At 73.8% G+C, this 27,000-nt stretch carries 26 protein-coding genes; 8 read left to right on the top strand and 18 right to left on the bottom strand.

Translation table 11 applies throughout. The features are described 5' to 3' along the window. Position 1: 1 nt before the first annotated feature. From ITJ44_RS12980 to ITJ44_RS12970, 3 genes are read left to right on the top strand one after another with little or no spacing between them, the layout of a single operon-like run. On the top strand, positions 2 to 880 hold the full coding sequence (locus tag ITJ44_RS12980; RefSeq protein ID WP_194635969.1) for a fumarylacetoacetate hydrolase family protein: 879 nt from the start codon (positions 2 to 4) through the stop codon (positions 878 to 880). Positions 881 to 922: 42 nt separating this feature from the next. Then, on the top strand, positions 923 to 1,060 hold the full coding sequence (locus tag ITJ44_RS12975) for a hypothetical protein (RefSeq protein ID WP_194635968.1): 138 nt from the start codon (positions 923 to 925) through the stop codon (positions 1,058 to 1,060). A gap of 43 nt (positions 1,061 to 1,103) precedes the next feature. Continuing rightward, positions 1,104 to 1,988 (top strand): apolipoprotein A1/A4/E family protein, encoded by an 885-nt coding sequence (locus ITJ44_RS12970; protein WP_194635967.1) that lies wholly within the window; start codon positions 1,104 to 1,106, stop codon positions 1,986 to 1,988. 97 nt (positions 1,989 to 2,085) lie between these two features. On the opposite strand, the gene ITJ44_RS12965 is transcribed toward ITJ44_RS12970, so the two are convergent. Then, positions 2,086 to 3,603 carry an aspartate ammonia-lyase gene (locus tag ITJ44_RS12965; RefSeq protein WP_194635966.1) on the bottom strand — a complete coding sequence of 506 codons (1,518 nt, stop codon included), beginning with the start codon at positions 3,601 to 3,603 and terminating at the stop codon, positions 2,086 to 2,088. A gap of 106 nt (positions 3,604 to 3,709) precedes the next feature. Between ITJ44_RS12965 and ITJ44_RS12960 the strand changes: the two genes are divergently transcribed. Continuing rightward, complete coding sequence (locus ITJ44_RS12960) at positions 3,710 to 4,561, top strand: DUF429 domain-containing protein (protein WP_194635965.1); 852 nt, start codon at positions 3,710 to 3,712, stop codon at positions 4,559 to 4,561. Positions 4,562 to 4,596: 35 nt separating this feature from the next. Here the strand turns inward: ITJ44_RS12960 and ITJ44_RS12955 are convergent, their stop codons facing one another. Next, positions 4,597 to 5,343, bottom strand: a complete 747-nt coding sequence (locus ITJ44_RS12955; RefSeq protein WP_194635964.1) for a polyprenol monophosphomannose synthase — start codon at positions 5,341 to 5,343, stop codon at positions 4,597 to 4,599. A 197-nt stretch (positions 5,344 to 5,540) separates the two neighbouring features. Here ITJ44_RS12955 and ITJ44_RS12950 point away from each other — a divergent pair, with 197 nt between their 5' ends. Then, positions 5,541 to 6,065, top strand: coding sequence for a GtrA family protein (locus ITJ44_RS12950; protein ID WP_194635963.1), 525 nt, complete (start codon positions 5,541 to 5,543; stop codon positions 6,063 to 6,065). Between the two features lie 47 nt (positions 6,066 to 6,112). On the opposite strand, the gene ITJ44_RS12945 is transcribed toward ITJ44_RS12950, so the two are convergent. The 6 genes from ITJ44_RS12945 to ITJ44_RS12920 all read right to left on the bottom strand — a co-directional run bounded on the left by ITJ44_RS12945 (position 6,113) and on the right by ITJ44_RS12920 (position 13,287). Then, positions 6,113 to 6,784: a hypothetical protein gene (locus ITJ44_RS12945; protein WP_194635962.1), complete on the bottom strand. Its 672-nt coding sequence runs from the start codon at positions 6,782 to 6,784 to the stop codon at positions 6,113 to 6,115. Between the two features lie 104 nt (positions 6,785 to 6,888). Further along, the gene (locus ITJ44_RS12940) at positions 6,889 to 8,370 is read right to left on the bottom strand and encodes an NCS2 family permease (RefSeq protein ID WP_194635961.1); all 1,482 of its coding nucleotides are present in this window, start codon (positions 8,368 to 8,370) and stop codon (positions 6,889 to 6,891) included. A 125-nt stretch (positions 8,371 to 8,495) separates the two neighbouring features. Next, entirely contained in the window at positions 8,496 to 8,747 is a 252-nt protein-coding gene (locus ITJ44_RS12935; RefSeq protein ID WP_194635960.1) for a hypothetical protein, read from the bottom strand. Further along, complete coding sequence (locus tag ITJ44_RS12930) at positions 8,744 to 9,925, bottom strand: inorganic phosphate transporter (RefSeq protein ID WP_194635959.1); 1,182 nt, start codon at positions 9,923 to 9,925, stop codon at positions 8,744 to 8,746. Before ITJ44_RS12930 ends, ITJ44_RS12935 begins: the two co-directional genes overlap by 4 nt. A 123-nt stretch (positions 9,926 to 10,048) precedes the next feature. Continuing rightward, positions 10,049 to 11,680: a carboxylesterase/lipase family protein gene (locus tag ITJ44_RS12925; protein WP_370551696.1), complete on the bottom strand. Its 1,632-nt coding sequence runs from the start codon at positions 11,678 to 11,680 to the stop codon at positions 10,049 to 10,051. 23 nt (positions 11,681 to 11,703) lie between these two features. Beyond that, positions 11,704 to 13,287, bottom strand: coding sequence for a CYTH and CHAD domain-containing protein (locus ITJ44_RS12920; RefSeq protein WP_194635957.1), 1,584 nt, complete (start codon positions 13,285 to 13,287; stop codon positions 11,704 to 11,706). Positions 13,288 to 13,378: 91 nt separating this feature from the next. On the opposite strand from ITJ44_RS12920, the gene ITJ44_RS12915 reads away from it, so the two are divergent. Further along, positions 13,379 to 14,566, top strand: a complete 1,188-nt coding sequence (locus ITJ44_RS12915) for a YihY/virulence factor BrkB family protein (RefSeq protein WP_194635956.1) — start codon at positions 13,379 to 13,381, stop codon at positions 14,564 to 14,566. On the opposite strand, the gene ITJ44_RS12910 is transcribed toward ITJ44_RS12915, so the two are convergent. The 5 genes from ITJ44_RS12910 to ITJ44_RS12890 form a co-directional block, all read right to left on the bottom strand. Then, a complete protein-coding gene (locus ITJ44_RS12910) occupies positions 14,511 to 15,530 on the bottom strand; it encodes an NADP-dependent oxidoreductase (RefSeq protein WP_194635955.1) in 1,020 nt (339 codons plus the stop codon). The genes ITJ44_RS12915 and ITJ44_RS12910 overlap by 56 nt on opposite strands. A gap of 186 nt (positions 15,531 to 15,716) precedes the next feature. Continuing rightward, positions 15,717 to 16,655 (bottom strand): NmrA family NAD(P)-binding protein, encoded by a 939-nt coding sequence (locus ITJ44_RS12905; protein ID WP_194635954.1) that lies wholly within the window; start codon positions 16,653 to 16,655, stop codon positions 15,717 to 15,719. Then, entirely contained in the window at positions 16,652 to 17,266 is a 615-nt protein-coding gene (locus ITJ44_RS12900; protein WP_194635953.1) for a MarR family winged helix-turn-helix transcriptional regulator, read from the bottom strand. The genes ITJ44_RS12905 and ITJ44_RS12900 overlap by 4 nt, the downstream gene beginning before the upstream one ends. A 73-nt stretch (positions 17,267 to 17,339) precedes the next feature. Beyond that, on the bottom strand, positions 17,340 to 18,728 hold the full coding sequence (locus tag ITJ44_RS12895) for a CoA transferase (RefSeq protein ID WP_194635952.1): 1,389 nt from the start codon (positions 18,726 to 18,728) through the stop codon (positions 17,340 to 17,342). A 32-nt stretch (positions 18,729 to 18,760) separates the two neighbouring features. Next, positions 18,761 to 19,453: an SDR family oxidoreductase gene (locus ITJ44_RS12890; RefSeq protein WP_194635951.1), complete on the bottom strand. Its 693-nt coding sequence runs from the start codon at positions 19,451 to 19,453 to the stop codon at positions 18,761 to 18,763. A gap of 129 nt (positions 19,454 to 19,582) precedes the next feature. Here ITJ44_RS12890 and ITJ44_RS12885 point away from each other — a divergent pair, with 129 nt between their 5' ends. Next, positions 19,583 to 19,933 (top strand): hypothetical protein, encoded by a 351-nt coding sequence (locus ITJ44_RS12885; RefSeq protein WP_194635950.1) that lies wholly within the window; start codon positions 19,583 to 19,585, stop codon positions 19,931 to 19,933. A 135-nt stretch (positions 19,934 to 20,068) separates the two neighbouring features. Continuing rightward, the gene (locus tag ITJ44_RS12880) at positions 20,069 to 20,527 is read left to right on the top strand and encodes an Hsp20/alpha crystallin family protein (protein ID WP_194635949.1); all 459 of its coding nucleotides are present in this window, start codon (positions 20,069 to 20,071) and stop codon (positions 20,525 to 20,527) included. A gap of 132 nt (positions 20,528 to 20,659) precedes the next feature. Here ITJ44_RS12880 and ITJ44_RS15925 read toward each other — a convergent pair whose 3' ends face one another. From ITJ44_RS15925 to ITJ44_RS12855, 5 genes are read right to left on the bottom strand one after another with little or no spacing between them, the layout of a single operon-like run. Then, positions 20,660 to 21,190, bottom strand: coding sequence for a DUF2188 domain-containing protein (locus ITJ44_RS15925; protein ID WP_228495048.1), 531 nt, complete (start codon positions 21,188 to 21,190; stop codon positions 20,660 to 20,662). Then, entirely contained in the window at positions 21,187 to 21,420 is a 234-nt protein-coding gene (locus ITJ44_RS12870) for a BrnT family toxin (RefSeq protein ID WP_194635948.1), read from the bottom strand. The genes ITJ44_RS15925 and ITJ44_RS12870 overlap by 4 nt, the downstream gene beginning before the upstream one ends. Positions 21,421 to 21,479: 59 nt before the next feature. Further along, positions 21,480 to 23,966 (bottom strand): GNAT family N-acetyltransferase, encoded by a 2,487-nt coding sequence (locus ITJ44_RS12865; RefSeq protein WP_194635947.1) that lies wholly within the window; start codon positions 23,964 to 23,966, stop codon positions 21,480 to 21,482. Next, complete coding sequence (locus ITJ44_RS12860; protein WP_194635946.1) at positions 23,963 to 25,363, bottom strand: lysine N(6)-hydroxylase/L-ornithine N(5)-oxygenase family protein; 1,401 nt, start codon at positions 25,361 to 25,363, stop codon at positions 23,963 to 23,965. Before ITJ44_RS12860 ends, ITJ44_RS12865 begins: the two co-directional genes overlap by 4 nt. After that, positions 25,360 to 26,973 carry an aspartate aminotransferase family protein gene (locus ITJ44_RS12855; protein ID WP_194635945.1) on the bottom strand — a complete coding sequence of 538 codons (1,614 nt, stop codon included), beginning with the start codon at positions 26,971 to 26,973 and terminating at the stop codon, positions 25,360 to 25,362. The genes ITJ44_RS12860 and ITJ44_RS12855 overlap by 4 nt, the downstream gene beginning before the upstream one ends. Between the last annotated feature and the right edge of the window lie 27 nt (positions 26,974 to 27,000).

Raw genomic sequence — 27,000 nt, 5'->3', positions numbered from 1 at the left:
CATGAAGTTCGCCCACCTGCTCGCCGACGACGGCGTGACCCCCCGACTGGCCGCGATCGTCTCCGAGGGCGAGGCGCTCTTCCTCGACGAGGTGCTCGACGACTCCCCGCGCGACCTCCAGGACCTCATCGAGCGCGGCGACGACGAGATGGCCCGGGTCCGCGCCACCGTCGAGCGCGCCGTCGCCAGCCGCACCAGCACCACGCCGGTGGACGGCCTCACGCACGCGTCCGCGGTCCTCCGCCCGCCGGCCGTCTACGCCGTGGGCCTCAACTACTCGGCGCACGCCGAGGAGCTCAACATCACGAGCGCCTCCGCCCCCACCGTCTTCGCGCTCTGGCCCAACTCCCTCTCGGGCCACGAGGGCACCACGAGCTGGCCGCGCTCGCTCAGCGAGGAGGTCGACTACGAGGTCGAGCTCGGCGTGATCATCGGCCGCGCCGCCCGCGACGTGTCGGAAGCCGACGCGCTCGACCACGTCTTCGGCTACACCGTCGTCAACGACATCACTGCCCGCAACCTGCAGTTCTCGGAGCAGCAGTGGAGCCGCTGCAAGAGCTTCGACGGCTTCTCCCCCACGGGTCCCGTCGTCGTCACGCGCGACGAGGTGCCGGATCCGCAGGACCTCCGCATCACGACGGTGCTCGACGGCGAGACGGTGCAGGACGGACGCACGAGCGGCATGGTCCGCACGGTCGCGCGCCTCGTCTCCTACCTCTCCACCTCGTCGACGCTGCAGCCGGGCACGCTCATCTCCACCGGCACCACGAGCGGCGCCGGCTACTCGCGCGACCCGCAGATCTTCCTCAAGGACGGCAGCACCGTCACGGTCTCCGTCGAGGGCATCGGCTCGCTCACGACGCACACGCGCATCCTCTGACGTGACCCGGTCGGCCGACCGCCCGCGCGTAGGCTCGATCGCATGACCGACCAGCCGCAGGACCCGATCCACGACCACTCGATCCCCGAGGACGCCGACGTGTCGGCGCCCGACGCCGTCGATCCCGAGACGGATGAATTGCACGACGCCACCGGCCGTCGGGGCGGGACGGACGCGTAGCCGCTCCCGGCCGACGCACGTCCGTCGCGTCTAGGCTCGACGCATGATCAACCGTCTCCTCTTCCTCGCCGGCATCGGCACCGGATACGTCCTCGGCGCGCGCGCCGGGCGCAAGCGCTACGAGGGGATCGCGCGCACGTCGCGCTCCGTGTGGGCGAGCGAGCCCGTCCAGCGCGGCGTCCGCCAGGCGCAGACGGTGCTCGACGAGAAGGGCCCCGTCGTGGTCGAGCGCACCGTCGAGACGGCCCGCGAGGTCGCGGACTTCGTCGGCCACGCGGTGCAGGGCGCCGCCGTCGCCGTCGGCCGCACGGCGCACACAGTGGGCGAGCGCATCGGCACGACGACGCAGGATGTCGCGGGCCGCGTCGGCAGCACCACGCAGGACATCGCGGGCCGGGTCGGCGACACCGCCAAGGACCTCGGCACCCGCACGGCCGACCAGACCAAGCACGTCGTCGACCGCGTCGGCCAGCAGGCCACCGAGGTCGGCCACCGCGTCGCCGAGACGGCGGAGGACGTGCGCGACCGCGTCGTCGAGGGCGCCGAGGAGGCGCGCACGCGCGTCCAGGCCACGGCAGAGGACCTCCGCGAGCGCGGCGAGGAGGCCGGCCGCCGCGCCGTCTTCACCGCGGCCGAGGCCCGCGACGAGGCGCTCGCGTCCTTCGACGACGAGGACGAGACCGGTCCCGTCCCGATCGCCGGGGACACGGAGCCCGCAGCGCCGACACCCGCCCCGGCGAAGCCGAAGCCCGCCCCGAAGAAGGCCGCGCCCACGCCGAAGACGGCCCCGAAGGCCACGGAAGCCGCGCACCTGCCGACCCCGGGCGACATCGCCGGATCCGTGCACCGAGAGGAGCCCGCGCACGACGCCCCCGCCGACGACGCGACCGGCACCACCCCGGCACGCACCTCGGGCGAAGAGGCCTGACGCCTGACGCCTCACGCCTCACCGCTCGCACGACACCCGCACGCGACAGCGCGCCGCCGCCCTCGGGCCGCGGCGCGCTGTCGTCGTCCCGGACGGGTCAGTCGGCCTGGCCGCCCTCCTGGGCCGCGTGGGCCGCGAGCATCTCGGGCGTGATGACGGACATGGCCGCCGTCACCGGCTCGAGCCCGGAGAGCCGGTCGGGCGCGAGGATCTTCTCCACCTGCGTCCGCGTCATGAGGCCCGCCTCCACGACGAGGTCCGGGATCGACGCGCTCGTCATGAGCGCCGTCTTCGCGAGGCTGGACGAGGCGGCGTACCCGATGTAGGGCGTGAGCGCGGTGACGACGCCGACCGACGACTCCACCTGCGCCGCGAGCCGCTCGGTGTTGGCGGTGATCCCGTCGATGCAGTTCACGCGCAGCGTCTTCGCCGCGTTCCGCAGCCAGCTCAGCGACTGCAGCAGCGAGTGCGCGATGACCGGCTCGAACGCGTTGAGCTGCAGCTGCCCGCCCTCGGCCGCCATGGTCACCGTCACGTCGGCGCCCGCGATGGAGAACGCGACCTGGTTGACGACCTCGGGGATCACCGGGTTGACCTTGCCGGGCATGATGCTCGACCCCGCCTGGCGCGGCGGCAGGTTGATCTCGCCGAGGCCCGCCTGCGGCCCCGACGACAGCAGCCGCAGGTCGTTGCAGATCTTCGACAGCTTGATGGCACCGCGCTTGAGCGTCGAGGACAGCGTCATGAAGACGCCCGCGTCGCTCGTCGCCTCGATGAGGTCGCTCGCGGTGACGAGCGTGTAGCCCGTGATGGCGCTGAGGTGCCCGCGCACGGCCGCCGCGTAGTTCGGATCCGCCGTGATGCCCGTGCCGATGGCCGTCGCGCCGAGGTTGATCTCCGACAGCAGCGGCACCAGCTCGCCGAGCCGCGCGTGGTCCTCGCCCAGCGTGGTGGCGAAGCCGTGGAACTCCTGGCCGAGCGTCATCGGCACGGCGTCCTGCAGCTGCGTGCGGCCGACCTTGAGCACCTGCGAGAACTGCGCGCCCTTCGCGAGGAACGAGCGGCGCAGGAGGTCGAGCTCGTCGAGCGTCTGCAGCAGCGAGTGGATGAGGGCGACCTTGAGCGCGGTCGGGTACGTGTCGTTCGTCGACTGGCTGCGGTTCACGTCGTCGAGCGGGTGCATGTGCTGGTAGTCGCCGAGCGCGTGGCCGGCCCGCTCGAGGGCGCGGTTCGCGATGACCTCGTTGGTGTTCATGTTGGTGCTCGTGCCGGCGCCGCCCTGGATCACGCCGACCACGAACTGGTCGTGCAGGTGCCCCGCGATGATCTCGGTGCACACCTCGTCGATCTGCTTCGCCTTCCGCGCGTCGAGCACGCCGATCTGCACGTTGGCGCGGGCCGCGGCCTGCTTCACCTGCGCGAGGGCGACGACGAACTCCGGGTAGACGCTGAGCGGCCGGAGGCTGATGGGGAAGTTCTCCAGCGCGCGCGCCGTGTGGATCCCCCAGTAGGCGTCGGCGGGGACGTCCATGCTCCCCAGGCTGTCGGTCTCGGTCCGGACGGGGTGGCCGTCCGGGGTCGGGATGCGGTCGTCGTTCGGGCTGGCAGCGGTCATGGTGGAGGCTCCGTCGTCTCGTCGCTCGTGGCATGAGGATCCTTCGACCCTACTAGCGGCCCGGGACCCCGCCGAGGCCGCCCCGGCCCGCGGATAGGCTCGTCGGATGCGCCGCTTCCTCGGGATCGACCTCGCCTGGGCGGAGGGCACGGCGGCCCGCCCGGCGCGCGAGACGGGGCTCGCCTGCATCGACGCGTCGGGCCGTGTCCTCGACCTCGTGACGGCCCGCGGGATCGACGAGGTGGTCGCCTGGGTCGCCCGCTGGGAGGGCCCCGGCGCGGTCGCCGCGGTCGACGGGCCGCTCGTCGTCGCCAACGCCACCGGCAGCCGGCTCGCGGAGAAGGAGGTGGCGTCCCGCTACGGCCGCCTCGGGATCTCCGCCTACCCGTCGAACACGGGACGGCCGGCGCAGGGCGCGGTCGCGCTGCGGCGGAGGCTGGAGGACGCGGGCTGGGAGTACGACGACGGGTCGGGTGTCGCGCGCGACGCCGGTGCCCGCACGATGCTCGAGTGCTACCCGTACACCACGCTCGTCGGCGCGCCCGAGCTCGGGTTCGCGGGTCCCAAGCCGCGGTACAAGCGCCTCGCGCCACTGCTCGCGACGGCGGAGCGCCGGCCCCATCGCGCGGCTGAGTTCCGCGTGGTGCTCGACGCGGTCGCCGGGCTGGCGTCCGCGGATCCGCCGCTCGACGTCGCGACGCACCCGCGCGCGGCCGCGCTCGTCGCGGAGGGCCCCGCGATCGTGGAGCGGCAGCACAAGCACCTCGAGGACCTGCTCGACGGCCTGATCTGCGCGTGGACCGCCGCGTACTGGGCGCGCCACGGGCTCACGCGTTCGCAGGCGCTGGGCGCGCGCGATCCGGTGGTCGACGAGCGCGGGCGCCGCGGCACGATCATCGCGCCGGCCCGGCCGCACCAGCGCGCGCCCGACGATCCGCGGTTCGCACCCGAGGCCTGAGCCGGGCGCCGGACCGGTCGCGCGGGCCGGGCGCGTCAGCCGCGACGGAGCCCGAAGCGCAGCTGCAGCACGAGCAGCAGGTTCTTCACGAGCGTGTCGCTCGGGATCTTCGACTCGCCCTCGGTGCGGTCCATGAACACGATCGCCACCTCGGTCGGCCGCGTCGCGAGCTTCAGCGCGCGCTGCTTCATCTCGATCTGGAAGCCGTAGCCCGTCGTCGTGATGGTGGACGGCGTGATCGACCGGAGCAGCTGCGTCTCGTAGAGGTTGAAGCCGCCCGTGTAGTCGGTGATCCGCGAGCCGAGGAACAGGCGGGTGTAGAGGTTGCCTCCCACGCTGAGGAACCGGCGCTTGAGGTTCCAGTCGGGCGTCGCGCCGCCGCGGATGTAGCGCGAGGCCACCACGAGGTCGGCTCCGCCGCGGACCCGTCGCAGCATCTCGGTGATGTAGGCGGGGTCGTGCGAGAGGTCGGCGTCCATCTGCAGGATGTGCGTGGGCGGCTCGTCGGACCCGAGCAGCTTCTCGAACGCCCAGATGTACGCCGCCCCGAGGCCCGCCTTCTCCGCGCGGGTCTCGACCCGCACGCGGAACGTGTCGGTCTCGACGCTCGACGCGAGCGACCGGGCGAGGTCGGCGGTGCCGTCCGGCGAGGAGTCGTCGACGATCATCGCCGTGATCGTGAAGTCGGCGTTCTCCGCCGCCATGGCCGCGAGTCGGGGCAGCAGCTCCCCGACGTTGCGCGCCTCCTCGTAGGTGGGGATCACGATCGTGAGACTGCTCAAGCTGGTGGTTCCGTCTCCGAATCGGGGGATGACCCGGATTCGGGCCTCGTCGAGTCTAGCCAGCGACCGCGGATCCGACCGCGCGGGACGGCCGTCGTCCGTTATCCGCTTGTTACACTTCGAGAGGCCCGGCGCCCTGACGCCGTGCGCACCCGCCGAACCCACCGGCGACCGCGCCGGGTGCCGGGAGGATCAGCGTGACGAAGCTCCTCGCCGACCGCCGCGTCCGCTTCCTCATCGCCGGGCTCCTCAACACGGGCCTCGACTTCGTGCTGCTCAACGCGCTGATCCTCGTGGCGCACATGCCCGTGCTCGCCGCGAACCTGATCTCGGTCACGGTCGGCATCACCATCTCGTACTTCCTCAACCACTTCTTCGTGTTCCGCCACGGCGAGCCCGTCACGTGGGGGCGGTTCCTGCGCTTCTTCGCGGTCACGGGCTTCAGCTCGCTGCTCCTGCAGAGCGGCGTCATCTGGCTCTTCGAGCGCGGCTTCGACACGACCTTCGGCCGCTCGCTCCTGACGTTCGGCACGAGCGCGGAGCAGGAGTTCCTCGAGATCAACATCGCGAAGGCCACCGCGGTGCTCATCGGCCTCGTGTGGAACTTCACGCTGTACCGGCTCGTGGTGTTCCGGCCGCCCGCGGAGCCGGGCGACGGCCTGCCCGCCGTGCCGCATGCCGACGGCTCCCCCGCCGTGCGCCAGGCGGCGTCCGCCGACTGAGCAGGGGACACCCGCCCGCCGACCCGCTCCGTCCCGCGAGGCGGAGGTCAGAACGGCAGCAGGAGCTGCGTCTCGTCGACGATGGTCATCGCGCTCGCGGCGATCCGATGCGGCGTCCAGGTCGGCGTGTCGTACCCCGGATCCACGCGCCACGGCACCTGACCGCGATTGGGCCCCTCGCCCGGCGACACCCACGTCCACACGCTCGCCCCCACGTCAGAGCCCGTGCCGTGATCGTTCCACGCCGATTCGACCCCGCCGAGCGCCTCGCAGAGGTCCGCCCGGACGAATGCGTAGTAGGGCCCGATCTGGCCGGTGGTGTCGCTGATCTTGACGTAGCCCGCGGGCGGATCCGCTGACCAGAGTTCGAGACTCGTCCGGGCGCGATTCGTGTCGTACCAGACGCGATCGCCCGTCCCGTTCGATGCGAGGGGCGCCGTGGTGTCGGACGACGACGCCCTCACGCACAATCCCCGGGCGGTTCCGTCGATCTCCGGTGGCGACTGGCCCTTGCGCCAACCCGCGCCGTAGTACCCCGTCGACTTCCACCCGGCCGCGAAGAACGCCTCCTGGTCGGCGATGTCCGGCACGGACACCATGAAGTTCAGGTCGGCGTCCGAGCCCCGGTCCGAAGCGGCGAGCTGGAGGGGGGCGTAGTAGCCCTGCAGCGGGGGTGCGATCGGCGACTCGATGAGGGATGCGGCGTCAGCTGTGCTCATGGCTCCGACCGTACGTCCGACGGCAGGGACATCGCGCCCGCCCCTTCGGGCGTCGCCTCCAGCGTCGCCGTCCCGACGCGGGTCCACGACGGCGATCCCGGCGGTCAGACCCCCAGCAGCTGCTCGATCGGGCCGCGCGCGAAGAAGACCAGGAAGCCCGCCGAGACCACCCACAGCAGCGGCGACACCTCGCGCACGCGGCCGGAGAACGAGCGCACGAGGACCCAGGAGAGGAAGCCGACGCCGATGCCGTTGGCGATCGAGTAGGTCAGCGGCATGACGAGCACGGTGAGGAACACGGGCAGCGCGACCGAGAAGTCGGTCCACACGATGTCGCGGATCTGCGACGCCATGAGCGTGCCGACGATGACGAGCGCGGCGGCCGCGACCTCGAGCGGCACGACCTGCGTGAGCGGCGTGAAGAACATCGCGAGGAGGAACAGCACGCCGGTGACCATCGACGCGAGGCCCGTGCGGGCGCCCTCGCCGATGCCGGAGGCCGACTCGATGAAGACCGTGTTCGACGAGCTCGACGTGGCGCCGCCCGCGACCGCGCCGAAGCCCTCGACGACCAGCGCGCCCTTGAGGCGGGGGAAGTCGCCGCGCTCGTCCGAGAGGTCGGCCGCCTTGGCGAGGCCCGTCATGGTGCCCATCGCGTCGAAGAAGTTCGTGAACACCAGCGTGAAGACGAGCATGAGGCTCGAGATGATGCCGATGCGGCCGAACGCGCCGAAGTCGAACGCGCCGACGAGGCCGAGGTCCGGCAGCGACACGGGCGTGCCGGGCAGCACGGGCGCGTTGAGGTTCCAGCCGGTGGCGCCGGAGGTGTTCGACGGGCCGATGTGGAAGACCTGCTCCACGACGATGGCGATGAGCGTGGTCGCGACGATCCCGATGAGCAGCGCTCCCGGCACGCGGCGGGCCATGAGCACGCCCATGATCACGAGGCCGAGGATGAAGACCACGGTCGGCAGCGACGCGATGGAGCCGTCGATCCCGAGCGCGAGCGGCGACGCGGGCACGCCCGTGCCCCGCACGAAGCCGGAGTCGACGAATCCGATGAACGCGATGAAGAGGCCGATGCCCACCGTGATGGCGGTCTTCAGCTCCCGCGGGACGGCGCGGAAGATCAGCGTGCGCAGGCCCGTGGTGGCGAGCAGCACGATCACGAGGCCGTTGATGACCACGAGGCCCATCGCCTCCGGCCAGGTGACCTCGCCGACCACGCTCACCGCGAGGAAGGAGTTGATGCCGAGGCCCGCCGCGAACGCGAACGGGAGGCGCGCGACGAGGCCGAACAGGATCGTCATGACGCCCGCGGTGAGGGCCGTCGCGGCTCCCACCTGCGAGGCCCGCAGCCAGTTGCCCTCGACGTCGAGCGTGGCCGCGTCCGCGCTGAAGCCGCCGAGGATCAGCGGGTTGAGCACGACGATGTACGCCATCGTCACGAAGGTGAGGACGCCGCCGCGGATCTCGCGCGCGTAGGTGGATCCGCGCTTCGTGATCTCGAAGAACCGGTCGAGCGCGCCGCGCCCTCCCGTGGTCTCGGGGACGGGGGCGGGGGACGACGTGCGTGCTTCGGTCATGGGCTTCTTCCGCGAGGGGTCGGGTCGGACGACGGGAGGGAGAGGAGCCGACGACCTTGTCGGGACGGGATCGAGCCTAGGGGCGGGGGCGCGGTGGGGAGAAGCCCGGCTGCGGCGCCCGCGGGTCAGGAGTGCAGGGCCGGGATGATGAGGTAGACGCCGTAGAGCACGGCGAGGCCGCTGAGGGCGAAGCAGACGTAGCCGCCCACGGTCGCGGCCTGCGGGCGGATGCCCGTGACCGAGACCTTGTCGCCCTCGTCGTCGTACTCGGTGCCGACGGCCAGCAGCCGCACGCCGAGCGCGAAGAGGCACACCACCGCGACGGCGCCCACGAGGGCCGCCACGGCGACGACGAGGAACGCGCTCCAGTCGATCATGCGGCCTCCCTGGCCTTCCGGGCGGCCTTGGTGGCCTTGCGTCCGCGCACCGCGAATCCAGCGGCGTCGACCTCGACGATGGCGTTGCGCGCGTCGACCGCGTTCCGACGCGAGCGCCAGAAGATCCAGACGATCACGGCGACGCCCACGACCGCGTCGATGACGAAGCCGACCGTGCCGGTGCTCGCGATGAGCGCGGCGACCGCGCCCACGATCGCGGCCGACGGCAGCGTGAGCAGCCAGCCGAGCGCGATCTTGCCGACCGTGTTCCAGCGCACGGACGCGCCACGGCGTCCGAGGCCCGAGCCGATGACGGACCCGGACGCCACCTGCGTGGTCGAGAGCGCGAAGCCGAGGTGGCTGGACGCGAGGATGGTGGCCGCGGTCGACGCCTCGGCGCTGAAGCCCTGCGCGGGCTTGACCTCGGTGAGGCCGGAGCCCATCGTGCGGATGATGCGCCAGCCGCCCATGTAGGTGCCCAGCGCGATGGCGACGGCGCACACCGCGATGACCCAGAATGCGGGGCCAGAGCCCGCGGCCTGGAAGCCGCCCGCGATGAGCGTGAGGGTGATGATGCCCATGGTCTTCTGCGCGTCGTTGGTGCCGTGGGCGAGGGCCACGAGCGACGACGTGAAGATCTGGCCGTAGCGGAAGCCTCCGCGCTCGTTCGGGCCGCTCGAGCGGCGCGTGATCGAGTAGGCCAGCTTGGTCGTCGTGTACGCGATGAGGCCGGCGATCGCGGGGGCGAGCAGCGCCGGGAGGATCACCTTCGACAGCACGACGCCGAAGTCGACCGAGCCGAGCCCCGCGCCCACGACCGCCGCGCCGATGAGGCCGCCGAACAGCGCGTGGCTGGAGCTCGACGGGAGCCCGCGGAGCCACGTGACGAGGTTCCAGACGATGGCGCCCATCAGCCCCGCAAAGATCATGGTCGGCGTGATCTGCACGCCGCCGTCGCCCTCGCGGATGATGCCGCCGGACACGGTCTTCGCGACCTCGGTGCTGAGGAACGCGCCCACGAGGTTGAGGACCGCGGCGATGGCGACGGCCACCCGCGGCTTCAGCGCACCCGTCGCGATGGGGGTCGCCATCGCGTTCGCCGTGTCGTGGAAGCCGTTGGTGAAGTCGAAGAACAGCGCCAGCGCGATGACCAGGACGACGATGAGGGTGAGATCCACTACCGGATCCCTCGAGCGGATGTCACAGTCGTCGATCCTAACGGCCTGCACACGGCCACCTCGAACGGCGACCGCCGGATGTCGGGCAGGTGAACATCCCTCGACACCGCGGCCGCGGCCGGCTCAGATGTGCGGCACGAAGTCCCGCCACGCGACGCGGCGCTCGGCGTGCGGGTCGTGCTCGACCCGGTCGACCACGTCGAAGACCAGGGTCGCGCGCTCCCCCGACGCGGAGGTCGACGCCCCGGCGCCCGGCGCCTCGTCGTCGCCGCCGACGTAGGGCGGCCAGGACTCGTCGACGGTCCCGTCCTGCGCGAAGCGGAGCCAGGCGATGCGCATCCGCTCCCCCGCCGCGACGAACGCGCGCCGGCCGCCGAGGAGGGTCATGCCGCGGCCGAGCATCGAGTCCATCCGGTCGAACAGCGCGAACAGCTCGAGCCCGTGCGTGGCGTCGAGCCCCATGAGGCGCACGAGGCGCGGCGCGATGTCAAAGCGGTAGAAGTGCACGGGCGCGTAGCGGGCGTGGCGCTCGGCGACCTTGATCGACGGGAACCAGAAGGCGTAGTCGCCGCCGAAGTCGAGCGCGGCCCGGCGCTTCGGGAGGCCCGGGTAGAGCGCGGCCAGCTCCTCGCGGTGGCCCTCGTCGGTCTTCGCGAACACGGCCTCGATGCGCGGCGGCGTCGTCGCGAGGATGTCGAGGCGGCCGGTGAACAGGGATCCCTCGCGCTCGTTGGTGCCGATGATGAGCGGCACCCGGGCCGCGCGACCGTGCTTGAAGGCGTCGAGCGGGCGCTCCGGCAGCACGTCGCCGTCGATGACGGGGCTGAACGTGATGGTGCCGGGCTCCTGGTCGGGCGTCCGCACCATGAGCTCGTTCGCGGCCGCCGCCAGCGTGGACGCGCTCGCGGAGGTGAGGAGGCGCACGGCCTCGGCGTCGTCGGGCACGCGGCCCGCCCGATCCGCGAGGAGGCCGACGAACTCCTCGGCCCAGCGCGCCGTCTGCTCGGCCGGGTAGACGGCGTTCGTGGGCGAGCTCTGCGCGATGGCCCGGGTGAACAGCCCGTGGGCGGCCGGCACGGCCATGAGCGTCGTGACGGCGTTGCCGCCCGCGGACTCGCCGAACATCGTGACGTTGTCGGGATCACCGCCGAACGCCCGGATGTTGTCGCGCACCCACTGGAGCGCCTGCACCTGGTCGCGCAGGCCCAGGTTCGACTCGATGGGGCGCTCGGGGCTCGAATAGCGGCTGAAGTCGAGGTAGCCGAGCGCGCCGAGCCGGTAGTTGAAGCTGACGTAGACGATGCCGCCCTGGCGGACGAGGCCCTCGCCCTGCACGGGGTTCTCGCGCGAGGATCCGACGACGTACGCGCCGCCGTGGATGAAGACCATGACGGGCCGCAGCTGCGACTCGCGGTTCACGCGCGCGGCGTCGGGGCTGAGGCCGGACGGGGCGATGACGTTGATGGTGAGGCAGTCCTCCCCCATGGGCGTGCCCTGCGGCGCGCCCATGAAGGCGCCGGCGCTGACCTGCGGGGCGACCTTGCCGAAGTGCTGGGCGAAGCGCGCGCCCTCCCAGCCGACGACGGGCTGCGGTGCCCGGAAGCGGAGATCGCCGCGGGGCGGGGCCGCGAACGGGATCCCACGCCAGGCCTCGACGCCGCGCTCGCGGACGCCCCGGACCGTGCCGCCCGTGACCCGCACGTCGAGCTCCGACGGGTCGTACGCCGGGGTGGGCGGATCGGCGTCGGGGGTCACCCGGTCGAGTTTACGGTCCGCCCTCACGCTCCCGGGACGGCGGTCGCGAGCAGGCGCTCCAGCGCGCGCTCGGCGCGCCACAGGGCGGACTCCGTGCGCAGGCGCTCGGCCTCGTGCAGCACGCCGAGCGCGAAGGAGTCCTCGCCGCGGGCCGCGAGGCGCCTCGCCTCGTCGCGGAGCACGCGCTGCATGGCGAGGCCGTCGCGGTGCTCGCCGAGCTCGTCGTGCACCTCCTCGGCCGCGGTCGCGAGCCGCATCGCCTTCCGGCCGAGGACCTGGACCGTGCGTCCGCTCACCTCCTCCGCGGCGTAGCGGAGGCGCTTGGCGGCCTTGCGGACCTCGTGCAGCGCCTCGGTGCGCGCGGCCTCGCCGACCGCCTCCTGCGCGACCGCGGCCCGGCGGCCGACGCGTTCGGCGTCGCGGCGGAGGGCGGCGTGCAGGGCGGGGCCGGCGGGGGCGCTCGCGTCGTGCGTGAGCGGCGGATCCGCCACCAGCCGGTCGAGGTCGTCGAGCAGGGCGACGTAGCGCGCGGACGAGAGCGCCCGGAGCACGCGCTCGCGGGCGCGGCGGTGGCGCTCGTCGAGGACGTCGTGCAGGGCGTCACCGACGTGGTCGGGCACGGTCGCGGTGTCGTGCTCCACGACGGACCAGACCACGCGGTCGCGCAGCACCTCCAGGTCGCGCGCGTCGCCGAGCACGGCGCCGAGCGCGGTGAGCTCGGCGCGGACGGGTGCGGTGGCGGCCGGATCGACGACGTCCTGGTGGGTGCGGAGGGCGCTGCGGAGACGGCGGACGGCGACGCGCATCCGGTGCACGGCGTCGTGCTCGTCGGCGCGCACGTGCGGGTCGGCGGCGACGAGGTCGCGGACGCCGCGGGCGAGGACCGCGCGGGCGACGTCGGACGCGGGGCTCTCCTTCGTGAGCGTCGCGGGATCGGGCAGCGCGGGCCCGGCGGGCGCCTGCCGCCCGAGCGCGTCGGCGCCGAGCGCGCGGGCGAGCTTGGAGGCGCTGTCGGAGGGCTGGGCGCCGGCGTCGAGGACGTGGCGCTCGATCCGGTCGAGGAGCGCGGTGCGCTGCTTCCGCTTCGCGGGCGCGTCGGGCAGCAGCTCGACCTCCCACTCGTGCCAGGCGCGCACCGTGCCGCCGCGGACGTCGGATCCGGTGACCCGGTCGTCGGCGAACTCGGCGACCGCCCTGCCCTCCGCGTCGTGCAGCGTGACGATGGTGCGCACGGTCTCGAGGCGCGCGAGCGGCGTGAGATCGCGGCCGCGGACGTGCACCGCCACCTGGTCGAGCACCGGGCCGGGGATCGCGCCGTCGCCGTCGTCGCCGTCCTGGAGCGGCCAGCCGAGCTCGGTGCGGCCCTCGCCGCCGTCGGCCGGGAGCTTCACGTGCCAGCCCGCGTCGTGCCCGCCCTCGCGGCGGCGGAGGATCATGCGGCGGTCGGCGAGCGCGTGGTCGGCGGTGTCGAGGTAGACCGCCACGAGAGTGACGGGCTCCGCGGGCCGCGCCTCGGCGACACCCTCGATCCCGACGAACCCCGGGACGGGGATCCCCTCCGGGACGTCGTACTTGCGCTCGATCTCGACGGAGGATGTGTGCACCATCCCCCCTGTGTAGCGCACCCGGCCGGACGCGGCCATCCGGCGACGGTCCGCGGGAGCATCACGGCGCCGGGCGTGGGTCAGACTGGCTGGCATGCCCATCCGCCCGCGCCGCGTCGCAGCCGACGACGCCCCGCCGCAGGTCGAGCTCGACGAGGCGGCCCTCCACCGCCGCCAGCGCATCGGTCGCGAGCTCGGCTGGTACGCGTGCCGCCGGGCGGTCTACGGGTTCATGAAGCACCGCGGCATCGACATGGCCGCGAGCCTCACCTTCTACTCCACGCTCTCGCTCGTGCCGGCGGCGGTCGCCGTGCTCAGCCTCATCGGCGTCGTCGGCGACACGCGGGCGGGCGTCGAGGGCGTGCTGGGCGTGCTGACCGCCGTGCTGGGCGACTCGGCGGTCGACGTGATCCGCGAACCGGTCGAGCAGCTCGCCGACGGCCCCCGCTCCGGCATCGCGTTCACGGTCAGCTTCCTGGGCGCGCTCTGGACCTCGGCGGCCTACGTCACCGCGTTCGGCCGCGCGATGAACCGCGTGCAGGAGACGGAGGAGGGCCGGCCGCTCGTGAAGTACCGCGCGCTGATGCTCGGGGTGACGGTCGCGCTGCTGGTCGTCAGCGTGGTGATGGTGGGCATGCTCCTGCTCACCGACGACGGCGCACGGGCGCTCGGGCAGCAGCTCGGCCTCGGCGACACGACGCTCGTGGTGTGGGCCGTCGTGAAGTGGCCGCTGCTCGTGGTGCTGCTGACGGGGATCATCGGGGTGCTGTACGCGGCCACGCCGAACCTGCGCCGCCGCCGCGTGGACCTGCTCACGTGGGGCAGCCTCGTGGCGATCGTCGCCTGGGGCCTCGGCACCGCCGGCTTCGTCTGGTACGTGACGACCATCGCGACCTACGAGTCGACCTACGGGGTGCTCGGCGCGGTGATCGTGCTGCTGCTGTGGCTCTACATCGGCAACCTGTCGCTCGTGCTGGGCGGCGAGCTCGACGTGGAGATCATCCGCGCCCGGCAGCTGCAGGCGGGGATCCCGGCCGAGCACGCGCTGCGGCTGCCGGTGCGGGACACGACGCGCGCCGACCGCCTCGCGCGGCGCCGCGCCCTCCTCGAGGACGAGGGGCGGCGCCTGCGCGAGGCGCGCTCGGGGCGTGACGCGACGGCCGCCGAGGAGCGCCGGGCGGATGCACCGGCGACGCTCCCCGAGGACGACGCGAGGGAGGTGCGGGTCAGGCGGAAGCGCTGGTCCGCACGACCATCTTCCCGACGTTCTCGCCGCGCATGAGGCCGGTGAAGGCCTCGAACGCGCGGTCGATGCCGTCGATCACGGTCTCGTCGGCCGTGATGCGGCCCTCGGCCAGCCACGGGCCCATCTTCGACGCGAACTCCGGCGCGAGGTCCTGGTGGTTGCCCAGGGTGAAGCCGCGGAGCGTGAGGCCGCGCGTGACGATGCGACCCGTGTTGCGGATCGCGATCTCCTCGCCCGTGGAGTTGTAGGTCGAGATCGACCCGCAGTTGGCGACGCGGCCGCCGTTCTTCAGGGCGCCCAGCGCGGCGGAGAGGTGGTCGCCGCCGACGTTGTCGAAGTAGAGGTCGATGCCGTCGGGCGCCGCCTCCGCGAGCTTCTGCTCGAGGTCGCCGCCGTGGTAGTCGAACGCGGCGTCGAAGCCGAGGTGCGACGTGAGGCGCTCGACCTTCTCGGCGGATCCGGCGCTGCCGACGACGCGCGAGGCGCCGAGCAGGCGGGCGATCTGGCCGACCATCGAGCCGACCGCGCCGGCCGCGCCGGACACGAAGACGACGTCGCCCTCCTGGATGGAGGCGATGCGGGTGAGGCCGACGTAGGCGGTGAGGCCCGTGAGGCCGAGCACGCCGAGGTGCGCGGAGGACGCGACGCCGGGGACCTCGGGGACGGGGCGGAAGCCCGAGGCCTGGCCCTGGGCGATGTCGCGCCAGCCGAGCGCGTGGCTGACGAGCGTGCCGACGGCGAGGTCGTCGGAGCGGGACTCGACGACGCGGCCGACGGCGGATCCCGTCATGGTCTCGTCGAGCTGGAACGGCGGCACGTAGGACGGCACGTCGTTCATGCGACCGCGCATGTAGGGGTCGACGGAGATGAACTCGTTCTCGACGCGGACCTCGCCGTCCTGCAGGTCGGGCAGGTCGACCTCGACGCGGCGGACGTCGTCGGGGGTGGGCTCGCCGGTGGGGCGCTTCGCCAGCTGCCACTGGATGCTGCGTGCAGACATGGGTCTCCTTGCGTTCTCGGGTGCGGGCGGTCGGACGGCCGGCCCGCGGCGCTCGTGGCGCGGCCCCACCCTCCCACCACCGTCTGGACGCGGCACCCAGCGAGGCGTGGCCTCGCGGCGTGTCGGCCGGGCGCGTCGCCTCATCGGCGGGCCCGTCCGACGCCCGGCCGGGCGCGTCGCGCGCGGCTAGGCGGAGGCCCTCGTCCGGCGGCTCGCCACGTGCTCCGCGAGCACGTCGCGCACGCTCGTCCACGTGTGCGCGCCGAACCGCTCGCGGTCCACGTGCAGGAGCTCCGCCTCGCCGCTGTACATGCTGACGAGGTACTGCATCCCCTGCCAGGCGGGGAACGTCGCCTGCTCGTCGCGGCCGACGCGGCGCATGATGCTGCTCGCCGTGGCGAGGACGCCCGTCGACCCCGCCCACTGCAGCGCGAACGGCGTGCCCGTGATCTCCGTCATCGTCCGGGCGATGTCGCGCGCCGAGACCCGGTCGCCGGCCACCTCGACCACGCGCGGCGCGTCGTCGTCGAGGGCGACGAGCGCCGTCACGCGGGCCGTGTCGTCCTTGGTCGTGAAGTCGAGCACCTGGTCCGCGGACGACCAGTAGAGGACGCGGCGCCGGTCGAACAGGACCAGGGGCGCCTGGCCGGTGAGCATGTCGGCGAAGGCGCCGTTGAGCACCGAGGTGGCCCGGATCGGCGCCGCGTCGAGGTCGGCTGCGAACTCGCGCCGCAGCTCGAAGTTGCGGTTGCTGCCGGGCGTGACCCGGCGGTAGTCGGAGGAGTAGTCCGACGGGACGAAGCGCGGCACGCCGGCCGCGACCGCCGCCGTCAGGAGCGCGCGCTGCGCCCCCACGATCACCGCGCGGGCGCCGCTGACGGCGGACACGACGACGCGCGCGCCGGCGACCGCCCGGATCAGCGCGGTCCGGTCGGTGTACGCCGCCTCGACGACCTCGACGCGCGGGTCATCGCCCCACGCCTCGGCGGCGGCCGTGCTGCCGGGCCGGGTGAGGACGCGGACGCGCGCGCCGGCCGCGAGCAGCTCGCGGACGATGCGGCGGCCGAGGTCGCCGGTGGCGCCGGCGACGACGACGGGGCCGGATGCGGGAGAAGAGGTGCTCACGAGGGTTCTCCATCTCGGGGGGTGCGGCGCGCCGGTCGGCGCGAACGGTGGGGGGCCGCGACGGGCTGCTCGAGGCGCGCGACGTCCGACTGCTCGGCGGCGGGGCCGGCGGCCTCGCCGATCCCGAGGGCGACGCGGGCGAGGAGGCGACGGAGCGCCGTGCGCTCGTCCGGGGCGAGGGCGCCCATCAGGCCGTCCTCGACCGTGCCGAGCGCGACGCGGGCCGTCGCCAGCAGGGCGCGCCCGGCGTCGGTCGGCACGACCTGCCGGATCCGGCGATCCCGCGGATGCGGCTGCCGCTCGACGTGCCCGCCCGCGGCGAGCGCGTCGATCACGTAGGTCATCTGCGTCTTGTCGATCCCGAGGCGCTGCGCGAGCGCGAGCTGCGACGACGGCTCCTCCGTGGTGATCGCCACGAGCACCTGGTACCCGCGCGGGCCGCCCGGGACGTCCGCGACGGCCGCCGACGCGGTGCGCACGAAGCCCTGGTAGACGGCCTGGATGGACCATCCGAGCTGCGTCTCGATGCCGCCGGATCCCCAGTCGATGCCGGATGCGTCCACGTCGCCGTCGGCGCCGTCGCGGTCACGGGTCGCGGTGGATGAGCTCATGTGGAAATCATATCCACAAGAGATCGTCTCTTGTCAAGATCATCTGTCGGACGGGGTGACGGCGACCGCCGGTTCAGCGCCAGCTCGGTGCATCCCCGCCGAGCCCGGTGGCGATCCAGGTCGGAACGAGCGACGCGGGTCCGACGCGCAGGGGCGACGCCGTCATGCGGACATCGCCGAGCGGGGTGGCCGCGAGCCGTGGTGCCTCGTCCCGCGGATCCCCGCTCCCCTCGGCCGCGTCCGGCGACGCGGCGCGCGGCAGCGCGAGGAGGGCGTGCGCGGTGCGGGCGAGGGAGAGCCGCCACGTCGATCCGCGCCCGGAGCCGGCCCGCCGCGCCAGCCCGGCGACGACGCAGGCGGCCGCGAGGTACCCCGTGCCCCAGTCGAGCGCCTGCACGGGCAGCGGCACGGGCCGGTCGCCGCCCGACGCGACCATCCCGGCGTGCGCGATCCCCGACGCGCTCTGCACGATCGAGTCGAAGCCGCGTCGCCCCGCCCACGGACCCGACCACCCGTACGCGTCGACGGTCGCCGCCACGAGGCCCGGGCGGATCCGCTCCCGCTCGTCGGGCGGGAATCCGAGCGCGTCGAGGGCGCCGGGACGGTAGCCGTGCACGAGCACGTCGGCGCCCGCCAGCAGCTCGACGAGGCGCGCACGGCCGGCCGGGGTCCGCGCGTCGAGGCGCGCGGTCCGCTTGCCCGCCATGACGAGCGGCAGGACGGCGGGCTCGTCCCAGTCGGGCGGATCCACGCGCAGCACGTCCGCGCCGAGGGCCGCGAGCGCCTGCGTGCACGCCGGGCCGGCGATGACGCGCGTGAGGTCGAGCACGCGGATCCCGGCGAGCGGCGCCTCCGCGGTGGGACGCCAGCCCGACGCGCGCGCGTCCCGGCCTCCGTCCGCGCAAGCGATGAGCGGCTCGGCGGCGACCGCCCGGCCGGCGTCCGTCCCGACCCACTCCCCCGCGCTGCGCAGGGCGGCCGCGACGCCGCCGGCGGCGACGACCGCGTCCTCGAGGGCGATCGCGTCCCACCCGCCGATCGCCCGAGCGAGCGCGTCGGCGTCGGCGTCGCGCGCGCACCCGGCGGCCGCGAGCAGCGCGGAGCGGTGCCGGGGCGCGTTGGCGTGCGTGCGGATCCACGAGCCGTCGCGGGTGGGGAACGAGGCGGACAGCGGATCCCACGGCGAGGGCAGCGCCCACCCCACCGGCTCCACGTGCTGCCCGCACCACGCCTCGGCGCGGCCGCGGTGGACGACGACCTCGCGGGGGCCCGGCAGGCCGACGGCCTCGTGGAGCGCGGCCACGGCGGCGCCGAGCAGCCCGAGCGAGGACACGACGAGGTCGGTGACGGGCAGCGCGGAGCGGAGGGAGCCGCGACCCACGACGCGGATCGGCGCGGTGGCGCCGAGGAGGGCGGCCGCGGCAGCGAGCCCGGAGGCGTCGTCGGGGGCCGTGGTCGTCATGCCCGCACGCTACGCCGGCGGGCGGGCGCGGATCAGCCCCCGAACGGGCGCAGCGACACCGACTCGAGGGTGCCGTCGCGGGTCTGGTCGACGACGAGCCGCACGGCGCGCGCGACCGACGCGGGCTCGAGGTAGCGCGTCTCGTCGTACTCGCCGCCCTCCTTCGCCCGGAGCTCGCGCTGCATGTCGGTGGCGACGCGGCCCGGGTGCACGCTCGAGACGCGCACGCCGTGCGGGCGCTCCTCCTCGCGCAGGGCGTCGCCGAGCGCGCGGAGGGCGAACTTGGATCCCGCGTAGATGCCGCCCCTGGGGCTCGCCGTGAAGCCGGATCCGGAGTTGACGAGCACGACCTGCCCCTTCGCCGCCCGGAGCGCGGACAGGAGGACGCGCGTCACCTCGGCGACCGCGAAGACGTTGATCTCGAACACGCGGCGCCACTCGTCGACGGGCGTCGCGTCGACGGCGTCGCCGCCGATCACGCCGGCCGAGTGCACGAGCACGTCGAGGCGGTCGAGGTCGGGCACGAGGTCGGCGAGGCCGCCCGCGGCGAGGTCGGCGGCCCAGCCGACGGCGTCGGGGAGCGCGGCGGCGAGCGCGTCGACGACGTCGCGGTCGCGGCCGTGCACGATCACGCGATGGGTGCGGGCGAGGTCCTCCGCGACGGCGCGGCCGATGCCGCGGGTGGCTCCGGTGACGAGGGCGACGGGGCGGGCGTGGTCGGTCATGGATCCTCCTGGGTGGCGGGCCTCCAGGCTACCGACGGCATCCGGCCATCCCGCCGGGAGCGCTCCGGGGCATGACGTAGCGTGAGGGGGTCCGCCGCCGAGCGGCCCGCCGCCCGAGAGGATCCGCCCGTGCACGCCCGCTTCCCCGCCAGCCTCGAGGTGCTGCGCCAGGAGGCCCGCGACGAGCTGGACGCCGTGATCGAGCACCGCTGCCGGGACGGCGCCGACCCGTGGGAGGTGATCCCGGAGCTGCCGACCGTGGACGAGCACGTGGTCGCGACCCTCCGGCAGGACGCGCTGGAGGCCGACGGGATGGCCGAGGAGCTCGCCCGCGTGCGGCATCCCTCGGCGGAGGCCGCTGTGGTCGCGCGCTTCGAGTACCGGCTGCTGCGCGGCATCGCGCTCGAGCACCCCGACCTGTCGCGCGCGGTGTGGACCCTCATCGGCCGCATGGAGCGCGACCTCCGCCGGCGCTCCTGAAGAGGTGGTGAGAGCGGCATTCGCCCTCGGCGAACGGCTTGGCACTCGCATGGGTCGAGTGCTAATCTCGACGTGGTTGAGCCGAGAGGGCTCAACCCCGGAGATCATCACCGCAGATCATCAGAGGAGTCGAGCATGAACATGACCTTCGATCCGTTCCGCGAGCTGGACCGCGCCATGGGCGCGCTGGCCGAGACCCGCCAGGCGAACCGTCCGATGCCCATCGACCTGCATCGCGAGGGCGACACCTACGTGCTGGCTGCCGACCTCCCGGGCATCGACCCGGGCTCGGTCGACATCGATGTGGACGGCCAGCTGCTCACCATCCGCGCCGAGCGCACGCTCGCCGGCGACCAGAACGTGCGATGGCTGACGCGCGAGCGCGTGGCCGGCACCTTCCTCCGCCAGCTGACCCTCGGCCAGGGCATCGACACGGAGCGCATCTCGGCGCACTACGCCAACGGCGTGCTGAGCGTCACCATCCCGGTGAGCGAGCGGGCGAAGCCGCGCAAGATCGCGGTCACGTCCGACGAGCAGCAGGGCCAGGGCAGCCAGACGCTCACGGTGGAGCAGGGCGCGCACGCGGCGAGCTGATCCACCCGGCGGCGTGCCGGCGCCGCGCACGACGAGGAGCCGTCGTCCGCACGAGCGGGCGGCGGCTCCTCGCGTGTCCGGGGGCAGGCGAGGACACCGACGAGCGCATCCCCCGTCTCTTCGCGACCGGACTCAGGAGACCCGGCGTGGGACCCGGGTCCGAGCCCGGACCGCACCGTCTCGACCGTGGATGCTGACCTCCCCTCCGCCGGCCCCCCAGATGATCTCGCGAGCGCGCGCGGCGGCCTCCGCCTGGGTGTCGAAGTGAGCCGCAGCGGATGGTGATCCCGCTATGACGATGTCCCAGCCTCCAGTACCGGAGGGGACCACTTCGCCCTCGATGTCGACGACTGCGCCGCTCGCCGAGGAGGTGGACCCCACGCCCTCCTCGCCGACCAGCGGGGCGTACTTCCGGTGCGCGTTCTGCTTGGAGGTGCGCAAGGCCATGCCGATCGCCGTCCACGAGTCACCGGCATGCCGGGCGGCACGGATCGCCTCGACGAGCCCCTCCTCCGCCGCCTCCACCGCCGTCCGGGCGGCGGCGATGCGCCGGAGGTGCGCAGCATCGCGCATGGTCGAGGGATCGATGCTGTCGATGAACTCCTGGATGCCCTCGTCAGCCGCTCCTGCTTCTCTCCCACTCATGTGCGCTTCTCCCTTCATAGGTACCCGAACCGGCCCGGCCGGAGCACGTCCGCGTGGATGACACGTGCTGGCTCATCTGCGGGGACGAGCACGATCTCGAGCAGCCGCCCGGAGCGATCCGCTCCGATCACGAGCATGCGGAGCTCCCCGCGGTCCTCCTGCTCTCGATAGCGGAACGGATGATCCAGGGCATGCGAGATGTCCTCGTCCGAGATGCCGTGCTTCCTCGCACTCGGCACGATTTCCACGCCGTCATCATCTCATTGACGCGCATGAGCGTCAACGAGATGATGACGGCCGCGGTGCGTCAGCCGATCCGCGGTCGCAGCCCCGCGTGGATCGCGAGCGGGTTCCGCAGCGAGCCGTGGATCTGCATCACCGGCGCCTGCAGGTCGACCATGCGCCGGTTGTCGCGCAGCTGCAGCCGGTTGAGGCACGAGCGGTCGAACGACGGCGCGAACAGGTCGAACCGGGCGAAGCGCTCCGCCAGCTCCGGGTGCGCCCGCTCGTGGTCGGCGAGCGCCTCCGCCGCCACGCGCCAGAGGCCCTCGGGGCCGAGGTCGTCGCGGTCCTCCAGGAGCGCGGCGGCGAAGCGGAGGAAGCCGTCCATCACGTCGGTGAAGACCGTGAGGGTGCGCTCGCCCTCGGGGACGTCCATGCGGATCCGGCGCACATCCTCCGGCAGCTCGCGCTCCGTGTCGAAGAGGGCGACCTCCTCGGCGATGTCCTTCATCAGGACGCGGACGACGACGTGGTCGCGGAGCACGAGGATCACGTTCTCGCCGTGCGGCATGAAGGCGAGGTCGTGGGCGAGGAGCGCGTGCGCGAGCGGCACGAGGTAGGCGTCGAGCCAGCGGCGGAGCCAGGCGGCCGCGCCGATCCCGGACGCGTCGATGAGCGCTCCGAGCACCGTGTCGCCGTGCGCGTCGACGTGCAGCAGGCTCGTCATGCTCATGAGCCGCTCGCCCTCGGCGAGGCCGGGCACGGGCGACTCCCGCCAGAGCGCGGACAGCATCTTGCCGTGGGAGTGGCCGGGCGGCAGGGCGGAGTCGACCCGCGCATCGCGCACGCCGACCGAGGCGACCTCGCGGAGGATCCCGAACCCGAGCCGCGCGAACTCGTCGTCACCCGTGACGAGCGCGTGCACCCAGTCGTTGATCGCCGGGGTGACCGCCATGTACGCCGGCGACAGCCCGCGCGTGAAGCCCATGTTGAGGATCGAGAGCGACGTCTTCACGTAGCAGCGCTCGGGGGTCGTGCGGTTGGCCCACGTGCGGATGGACTGCTGCGCGCCGTACTCGTCGTCGCCCGTGCCGAGGAGCACGATGTCGCGCTGGGCGACGAGGCCCGCGAAGGTCACCGTGACGACGTTCTCCCACTGCCACGGGTGCACCGGCACGAGCACGCGCTCCGCGGGGTCGATGCCGAGCTCCGCCATGCGGGCGCGGAAGCGGGCGCGGGCGGAGGCGCCGAGCTCCGCGTCGAGGAAGGCCTCGCGGTCGAGGCCGTCGACGGCGGCGAAGTGCGCGAGGCGCTCGTGCACGGCGAGCCAGAGGATCCGCACGTCCTCCCCCGCCTCGGGCGCGTACCGGTCGTGGTCGTCGAGGTCGAAGCCGATGCGGCCGTTGGTCGCGACGAAGCACGGGTGGCCCTCGTCCATCGTCGACTCGACCTCCGCGTACGACGCCGTGAGGAGGCCGCGCGCGTCGGGCACGTCGCGGAGGCGCGAGAACGCGGCCGCCGAGAGCGTGCTCTGGATCTCGTCCAGGTAGACGGGCAACACCTCGTCGGTGATGCCGAGGCGGTCGCGCAGGTCGAGCACGAGGTCGGTGGCGTCGAGCTCGGCGGGCCGGCCGTCGACCGTGCGGCGGATGCTCGCCTCGTCGACGTCCCAGTGGTCGAGCTCGAGGATCCGGGCGCGGTAGGCGTACGCGCTCCGACCGTCGGCGCTCGCGACGCGGTACGCGGCCCAGTCGCGCGGGTCGTGCGGGCGGCGGGGCGCGCCGGGCGGCCGCTCCGGATCCACGCGCTCGGGCGCGATGAGCAGCTCGTGCGCGAACTCGGCGAGCGCCTTGCGCACGAGGTGGCGGGTGGCGGCGGCCCACACGTCGGGGCGGAGGTGCCCCGCGGGGTGCACGCGCGGATCCGGCGCGGCGGTCCTCGACGCGGCGGCGGGCCGGGCCTCGGGGTGGGTATCGGTCGTGCGGTCGTGGGTGAGGGTCATGGCGTGTCCGTCCGTGGGGGTGGCGTGCAGGAGGGCGTCGTCGCGCGTGACGACGCTGAGGAGCGCGTGCTTCGTGCCGAGGTCGACGACCCGGAGCGGCCGGAAGCCGACGCGCGCGTTGAGGCGCTGGATGGCCTCGTTGCGCACGTCGGGCTCGACCACGAGGCGCCGCACGGCCGGATCGCGCAGCAGGTGCGCGACGACGTGCCGCATGACGGCGGTCGTGAAGCCGGGCAGCGGGTCACCGGCCGGCGGGGCGACGAGCAGGTGCATGCCCAGGTCGCCGGGGAGCGGATCCAGGTGCGCGCCGATCGGGTCGTCCGCCGGGTCGTAGGACTCCAGGAGGAACGCGGGGACGCCGTCGTGGAGGCCGATCCAGGCCGCGCGCCGGGGATCCGCCGCGAGGGACCGGTACTCGGCCCGCACGTCGTCGAGGGTCGCGTGCTCCATCTGCCAGAAGCGGGCGCGGGGGGCGGTGACCCAGGCGTGGACGAGCGCGGCGTCGGCGTCCGGATCGAGCGGGCGGAGCGCGAGCGCGAGGGCGGGCGCCTCGGTCACGGGCGCGCTCACGCGAGCACCCCCGATCCGGCCAGGGGCTCGTCCTCGGGCAGCCCGAACTCCTGGAACGCGATCCGCTCCTCCACCCGGTAGTCCTCGCGGCCCGTGATCGCGCGGAGGATCCGCGAGTTGCGGTGCGCCGTCATGCCGAGGTCGGGCGCCACGAAGCCGTGCGTGTGCACCTCGGCGTTCTGCACGAAGAGCGTGCCCGCGTCATCGACCGTGTGCTCGCGCGCCACGTCGAGCCGGCCGCGCGCGTCGCGGTGCACGCGGTCGCCGAGCCCGTCGAGGATCCCGGGGGCGGAGGCGTCGTACCCGCTCGCCATGACCACCGCGCTCGTGGGCCAGTCGCGCTCGGCGCCCGTCTCGGCGTGCCGGAGCCCGAGGACCGCGCCGCCGTCGGCCGTCGCCCGCGCCGAGACGACCTCGGCGTTCGTGAGCAGCCGGGTCGGCACGCCGGATCCCGCGTCGCCGCCTGCCGCGAGCCGCCCCTCCGCCCGCAGCGCGTCGAAGGCGAGGCGCTTCCGGTAGAGCGTCTGGAACACGTCGTCGATGAGCTCCGAGTCGATCCCCTTGTAGAGGTTCCGCTGCTCGCGCAGCAGCGCCGCGCGCGCGTCGGCGGGCAGGCCGAAGAAGTGGTCGCTGTACTCGGGGCTCGTCATCTCGAGCGTGAGCCGCGTGTACTCGAGCGGGAAGAACCGCGGCGAGCGCGTGATCCAGTCGAGCCGGTAGCCGCGGGAGTCCACGTCCTCGAGGAGGTCGCGGTAGATCTCCGCGGCGCTCTGCCCGCTGCCGACGACCGTGATCGCGTCCCGCTCCTGCAGCCGGTCCTTGGCGCCGAGGTAGCCGGAGCTGTGCACGACGCCCGGGAGGTCGCGCACGGCCTCGGGCAGCCACGGTGGAGTGCCGACGCCGACGACGAGGTTCCGCCCCCGGTGCACGTGCGCGGTGCCCGCGGCGTCGACCGACTCGACGACGTACGCGCCGAGGGTCTCGTCGTAGGAGACCGCCCGCACGTCGCGGTCGAGCTCGATCCCCCGCGCGCGCTCCGCCGCCCACCGGCAGTACGCGACGTACTCGCTGCGCAGCACGAAGAAGTCCTCCCGGATGTAGAAGGAGTAGAGCCGCCCGGTGTCCTTGAGGTAAGCGAGGAACGAGAAGCGGGACGTCGGATCGGCGAGCGTCACGAGGTCCGCGAGGAACGGCGTCTGCAGGTGCGCGGTCGGCAGCATCATGCCGGGGTGCCAGTCGAAGCGCGGCTTCCGCTCGAGCACGACGAGATCGAGGTCGTCGAGGGGATCGGCGAGGCAGGCGAGCCCGAGGTTCGCGGGGCCGAGGCCCACCGCGACGACGTCGTGGATGCGGCTGGCGACGGCGGGCGCGGACGCGGACGCGGACGCGGCGCTCATCGTGCGGCCTCCGCGACGGCGACGGCGACGGCGACGGCGGGCACGCCGGGCGCCGCGACGCCGCTCAGGCCGGCTTCGAGCGCGTCGCCCGCCGCCACCACCATCCCGAGGATCTCCCGGATGTGCGCGTCGGTCGTCGCCGGGTTCAGCAGCGTGAGCTTGAGGTGGGCGCGCCCGCCGACGCGGGTCGCCGCGACCATCGCGCGGCCCGAGTCCTGGATCGCCTGGCGGATGCCGCGGTTGACGACGTCGGAGCGCGCTCCCGCGTCCGGCCCCGGGGATCCGCCCCGCTCCCCCGCCGGCACGTACCGGAACACGAGCGCGCTGATCTCGGGCCGGACCACCACGTCGAGCGCCGGATCCCGCCGCACCGCCGACCAGGTGCGGTCCGCGAGCGCGATGACGTCGTCGAGCATCCGGCCCACGCCGTCGGCGCCCACCGTCCGCAGCGTCAGCCACAGCTTCAGCGCGTCGAAGCGCCGCGTTGTCTGCAGGGACTTGTCGACCTGGTTGGGGATCTCCTCGTGCGCGCGATCCGCGGGGTTCAGGTAGTCCGCGTGCAGCGTCGCGTGCCGGAGCGTGCGGCCGTCGCGCACGAGGAGCGCGCTGGAGCTCACGGGCTGGAAGAAGGTCTTGTGGTAGTCGACGGTCACCGAGTCGGCGCGTCCGATCCCGTCGAGCAGGTGCCGGTGCCGGAGCGACGTCAGGAGCCCGCCGCCGTACGCCGCGTCGACGTGCAGCCAGATCCCCTCCCGCCGGCACACGTCGCCGATCGCGGGCAGCGGGTCCACGCTGCCGAAGTCGGTGGTGCCCGCGGTGGCGACGACCGCGATGGGCAGGAGGCCTGCAGCGCGGCAGCGCGCTAGCTCGCGCTCGAGGGCGTCGACGCGCATCCGCTTGGCGTCGTCGCTCGGCACGCGGATGACCGCGTCGGGGGCGAGACCGAGGATGCGGGCGCTCTTCTCGACGCTGAAGTGGCCGACGTCGCTGACGAGGATGCGCATCCGCTGCCGGTCGGCGGGCGGGAGACCCTGCGCGGCCGCCGCCTCGTCGCGCGCGAGCAGCAGCGCCTGGAGGTTCGACTGGCTGCCGCCGCTCGTGAAGACGCCGTCGGCGTCGTCGCCGAGGCCGATGCGGCCCGCGGTCCAGTCGATGAGCGCGCGCTCGATGAGGGTCGCGCCCGCGCTCTGGTCCCACGTGTCCATCGACGTGTTGACGCTGGAGAGGATGAGCTCGCCCGCGATGGCCGGGATGAGGATCGGGCAGTTGAGGTGCGCGACGTACGACGGGTCGTGGAACCAGACCGCGTCGCGGAGGTACAGGTCGTCGAGCTCGTCGAGGGCGTCGTCGAGGGCGCCCAGCGGGCGCTCGAGGTCGAGCCCGGCGAAGGATCCGCGGAGGCGCTCGGGCGTGATGCCGGTGAACGGTCCGTCGGCGCGGCGGGCGGCGGCGCGCACGTGGGCGGCGGCGGCGCGGAGGGCGGCGTCCCAGCCGGGGAGCGAGCGGTCGGAGAACAGCTCCGCGGCGGGATCCGCGACGACGACGTCTGCCGACGGGAGGTCGTCGAGGGTCGGATCGGAGGGTCGGGAGGCGTGCGGGGAGAGGGTCATGGGTCCTTCGTCGGTTCGATGGGGAGC

Source organism: Clavibacter sp. VKM Ac-2873, assembly GCF_015351075.1.
Classification (GTDB): Bacteria; Actinomycetota; Actinomycetes; order Actinomycetales; family Microbacteriaceae; genus Clavibacter.
This window is presented reverse-complemented; position numbering and strand designations above follow the sequence as displayed.

Coding starts and splice junctions, on each gene's coding strand:
- ITJ44_RS12910 (WP_194635955.1), bottom strand. CDS start 15,530: ATGTCTGCACGCAGCATCCAGTGGCAGCTGGCGAAGCGCCCCACCGGC.
- ITJ44_RS12880 (WP_194635949.1), top strand. CDS start 20,069: ATGAACATGACCTTCGATCCGTTCCGCGAGCTGGACCGCGCCATGGGC.
- ITJ44_RS15925 (WP_228495048.1), bottom strand. CDS start 21,190: ATGAAGGGAGAAGCGCACATGAGTGGGAGAGAAGCAGGAGCGGCTGAC.
- ITJ44_RS12890 (WP_194635951.1), bottom strand. CDS start 19,453: ATGACCGACCACGCCCGCCCCGTCGCCCTCGTCACCGGAGCCACCCGC.
- ITJ44_RS12975 (WP_194635968.1), top strand. CDS start 923: ATGACCGACCAGCCGCAGGACCCGATCCACGACCACTCGATCCCCGAG.
- ITJ44_RS12915 (WP_194635956.1), top strand. CDS start 13,379: ATGCCCATCCGCCCGCGCCGCGTCGCAGCCGACGACGCCCCGCCGCAG.
- ITJ44_RS12960 (WP_194635965.1), top strand. CDS start 3,710: ATGCGCCGCTTCCTCGGGATCGACCTCGCCTGGGCGGAGGGCACGGCG.
- ITJ44_RS12940 (WP_194635961.1), bottom strand. CDS start 8,370: ATGACCGAAGCACGCACGTCGTCCCCCGCCCCCGTCCCCGAGACCACG.
- ITJ44_RS12895 (WP_194635952.1), bottom strand. CDS start 18,728: ATGACGACCACGGCCCCCGACGACGCCTCCGGGCTCGCTGCCGCGGCC.
- ITJ44_RS12945 (WP_194635962.1), bottom strand. CDS start 6,784: ATGAGCACAGCTGACGCCGCATCCCTCATCGAGTCGCCGATCGCACCC.
- ITJ44_RS12970 (WP_194635967.1), top strand. CDS start 1,104: ATGATCAACCGTCTCCTCTTCCTCGCCGGCATCGGCACCGGATACGTC.
- ITJ44_RS12935 (WP_194635960.1), bottom strand. CDS start 8,747: ATGATCGACTGGAGCGCGTTCCTCGTCGTCGCCGTGGCGGCCCTCGTG.
- ITJ44_RS12920 (WP_194635957.1), bottom strand. CDS start 13,287: ATGGTGCACACATCCTCCGTCGAGATCGAGCGCAAGTACGACGTCCCG.
- ITJ44_RS12980 (WP_194635969.1), top strand. CDS start 2: ATGAAGTTCGCCCACCTGCTCGCCGACGACGGCGTGACCCCCCGACTG.
- ITJ44_RS12965 (WP_194635966.1), bottom strand. CDS start 3,603: ATGACCGCTGCCAGCCCGAACGACGACCGCATCCCGACCCCGGACGGC.
- ITJ44_RS12900 (WP_194635953.1), bottom strand. CDS start 17,266: ATGAGCTCATCCACCGCGACCCGTGACCGCGACGGCGCCGACGGCGAC.
- ITJ44_RS12855 (WP_194635945.1), bottom strand. CDS start 26,973: ATGACCCTCTCCCCGCACGCCTCCCGACCCTCCGATCCGACCCTCGAC.
- ITJ44_RS12860 (WP_194635946.1), bottom strand. CDS start 25,363: ATGAGCGCCGCGTCCGCGTCCGCGTCCGCGCCCGCCGTCGCCAGCCGC.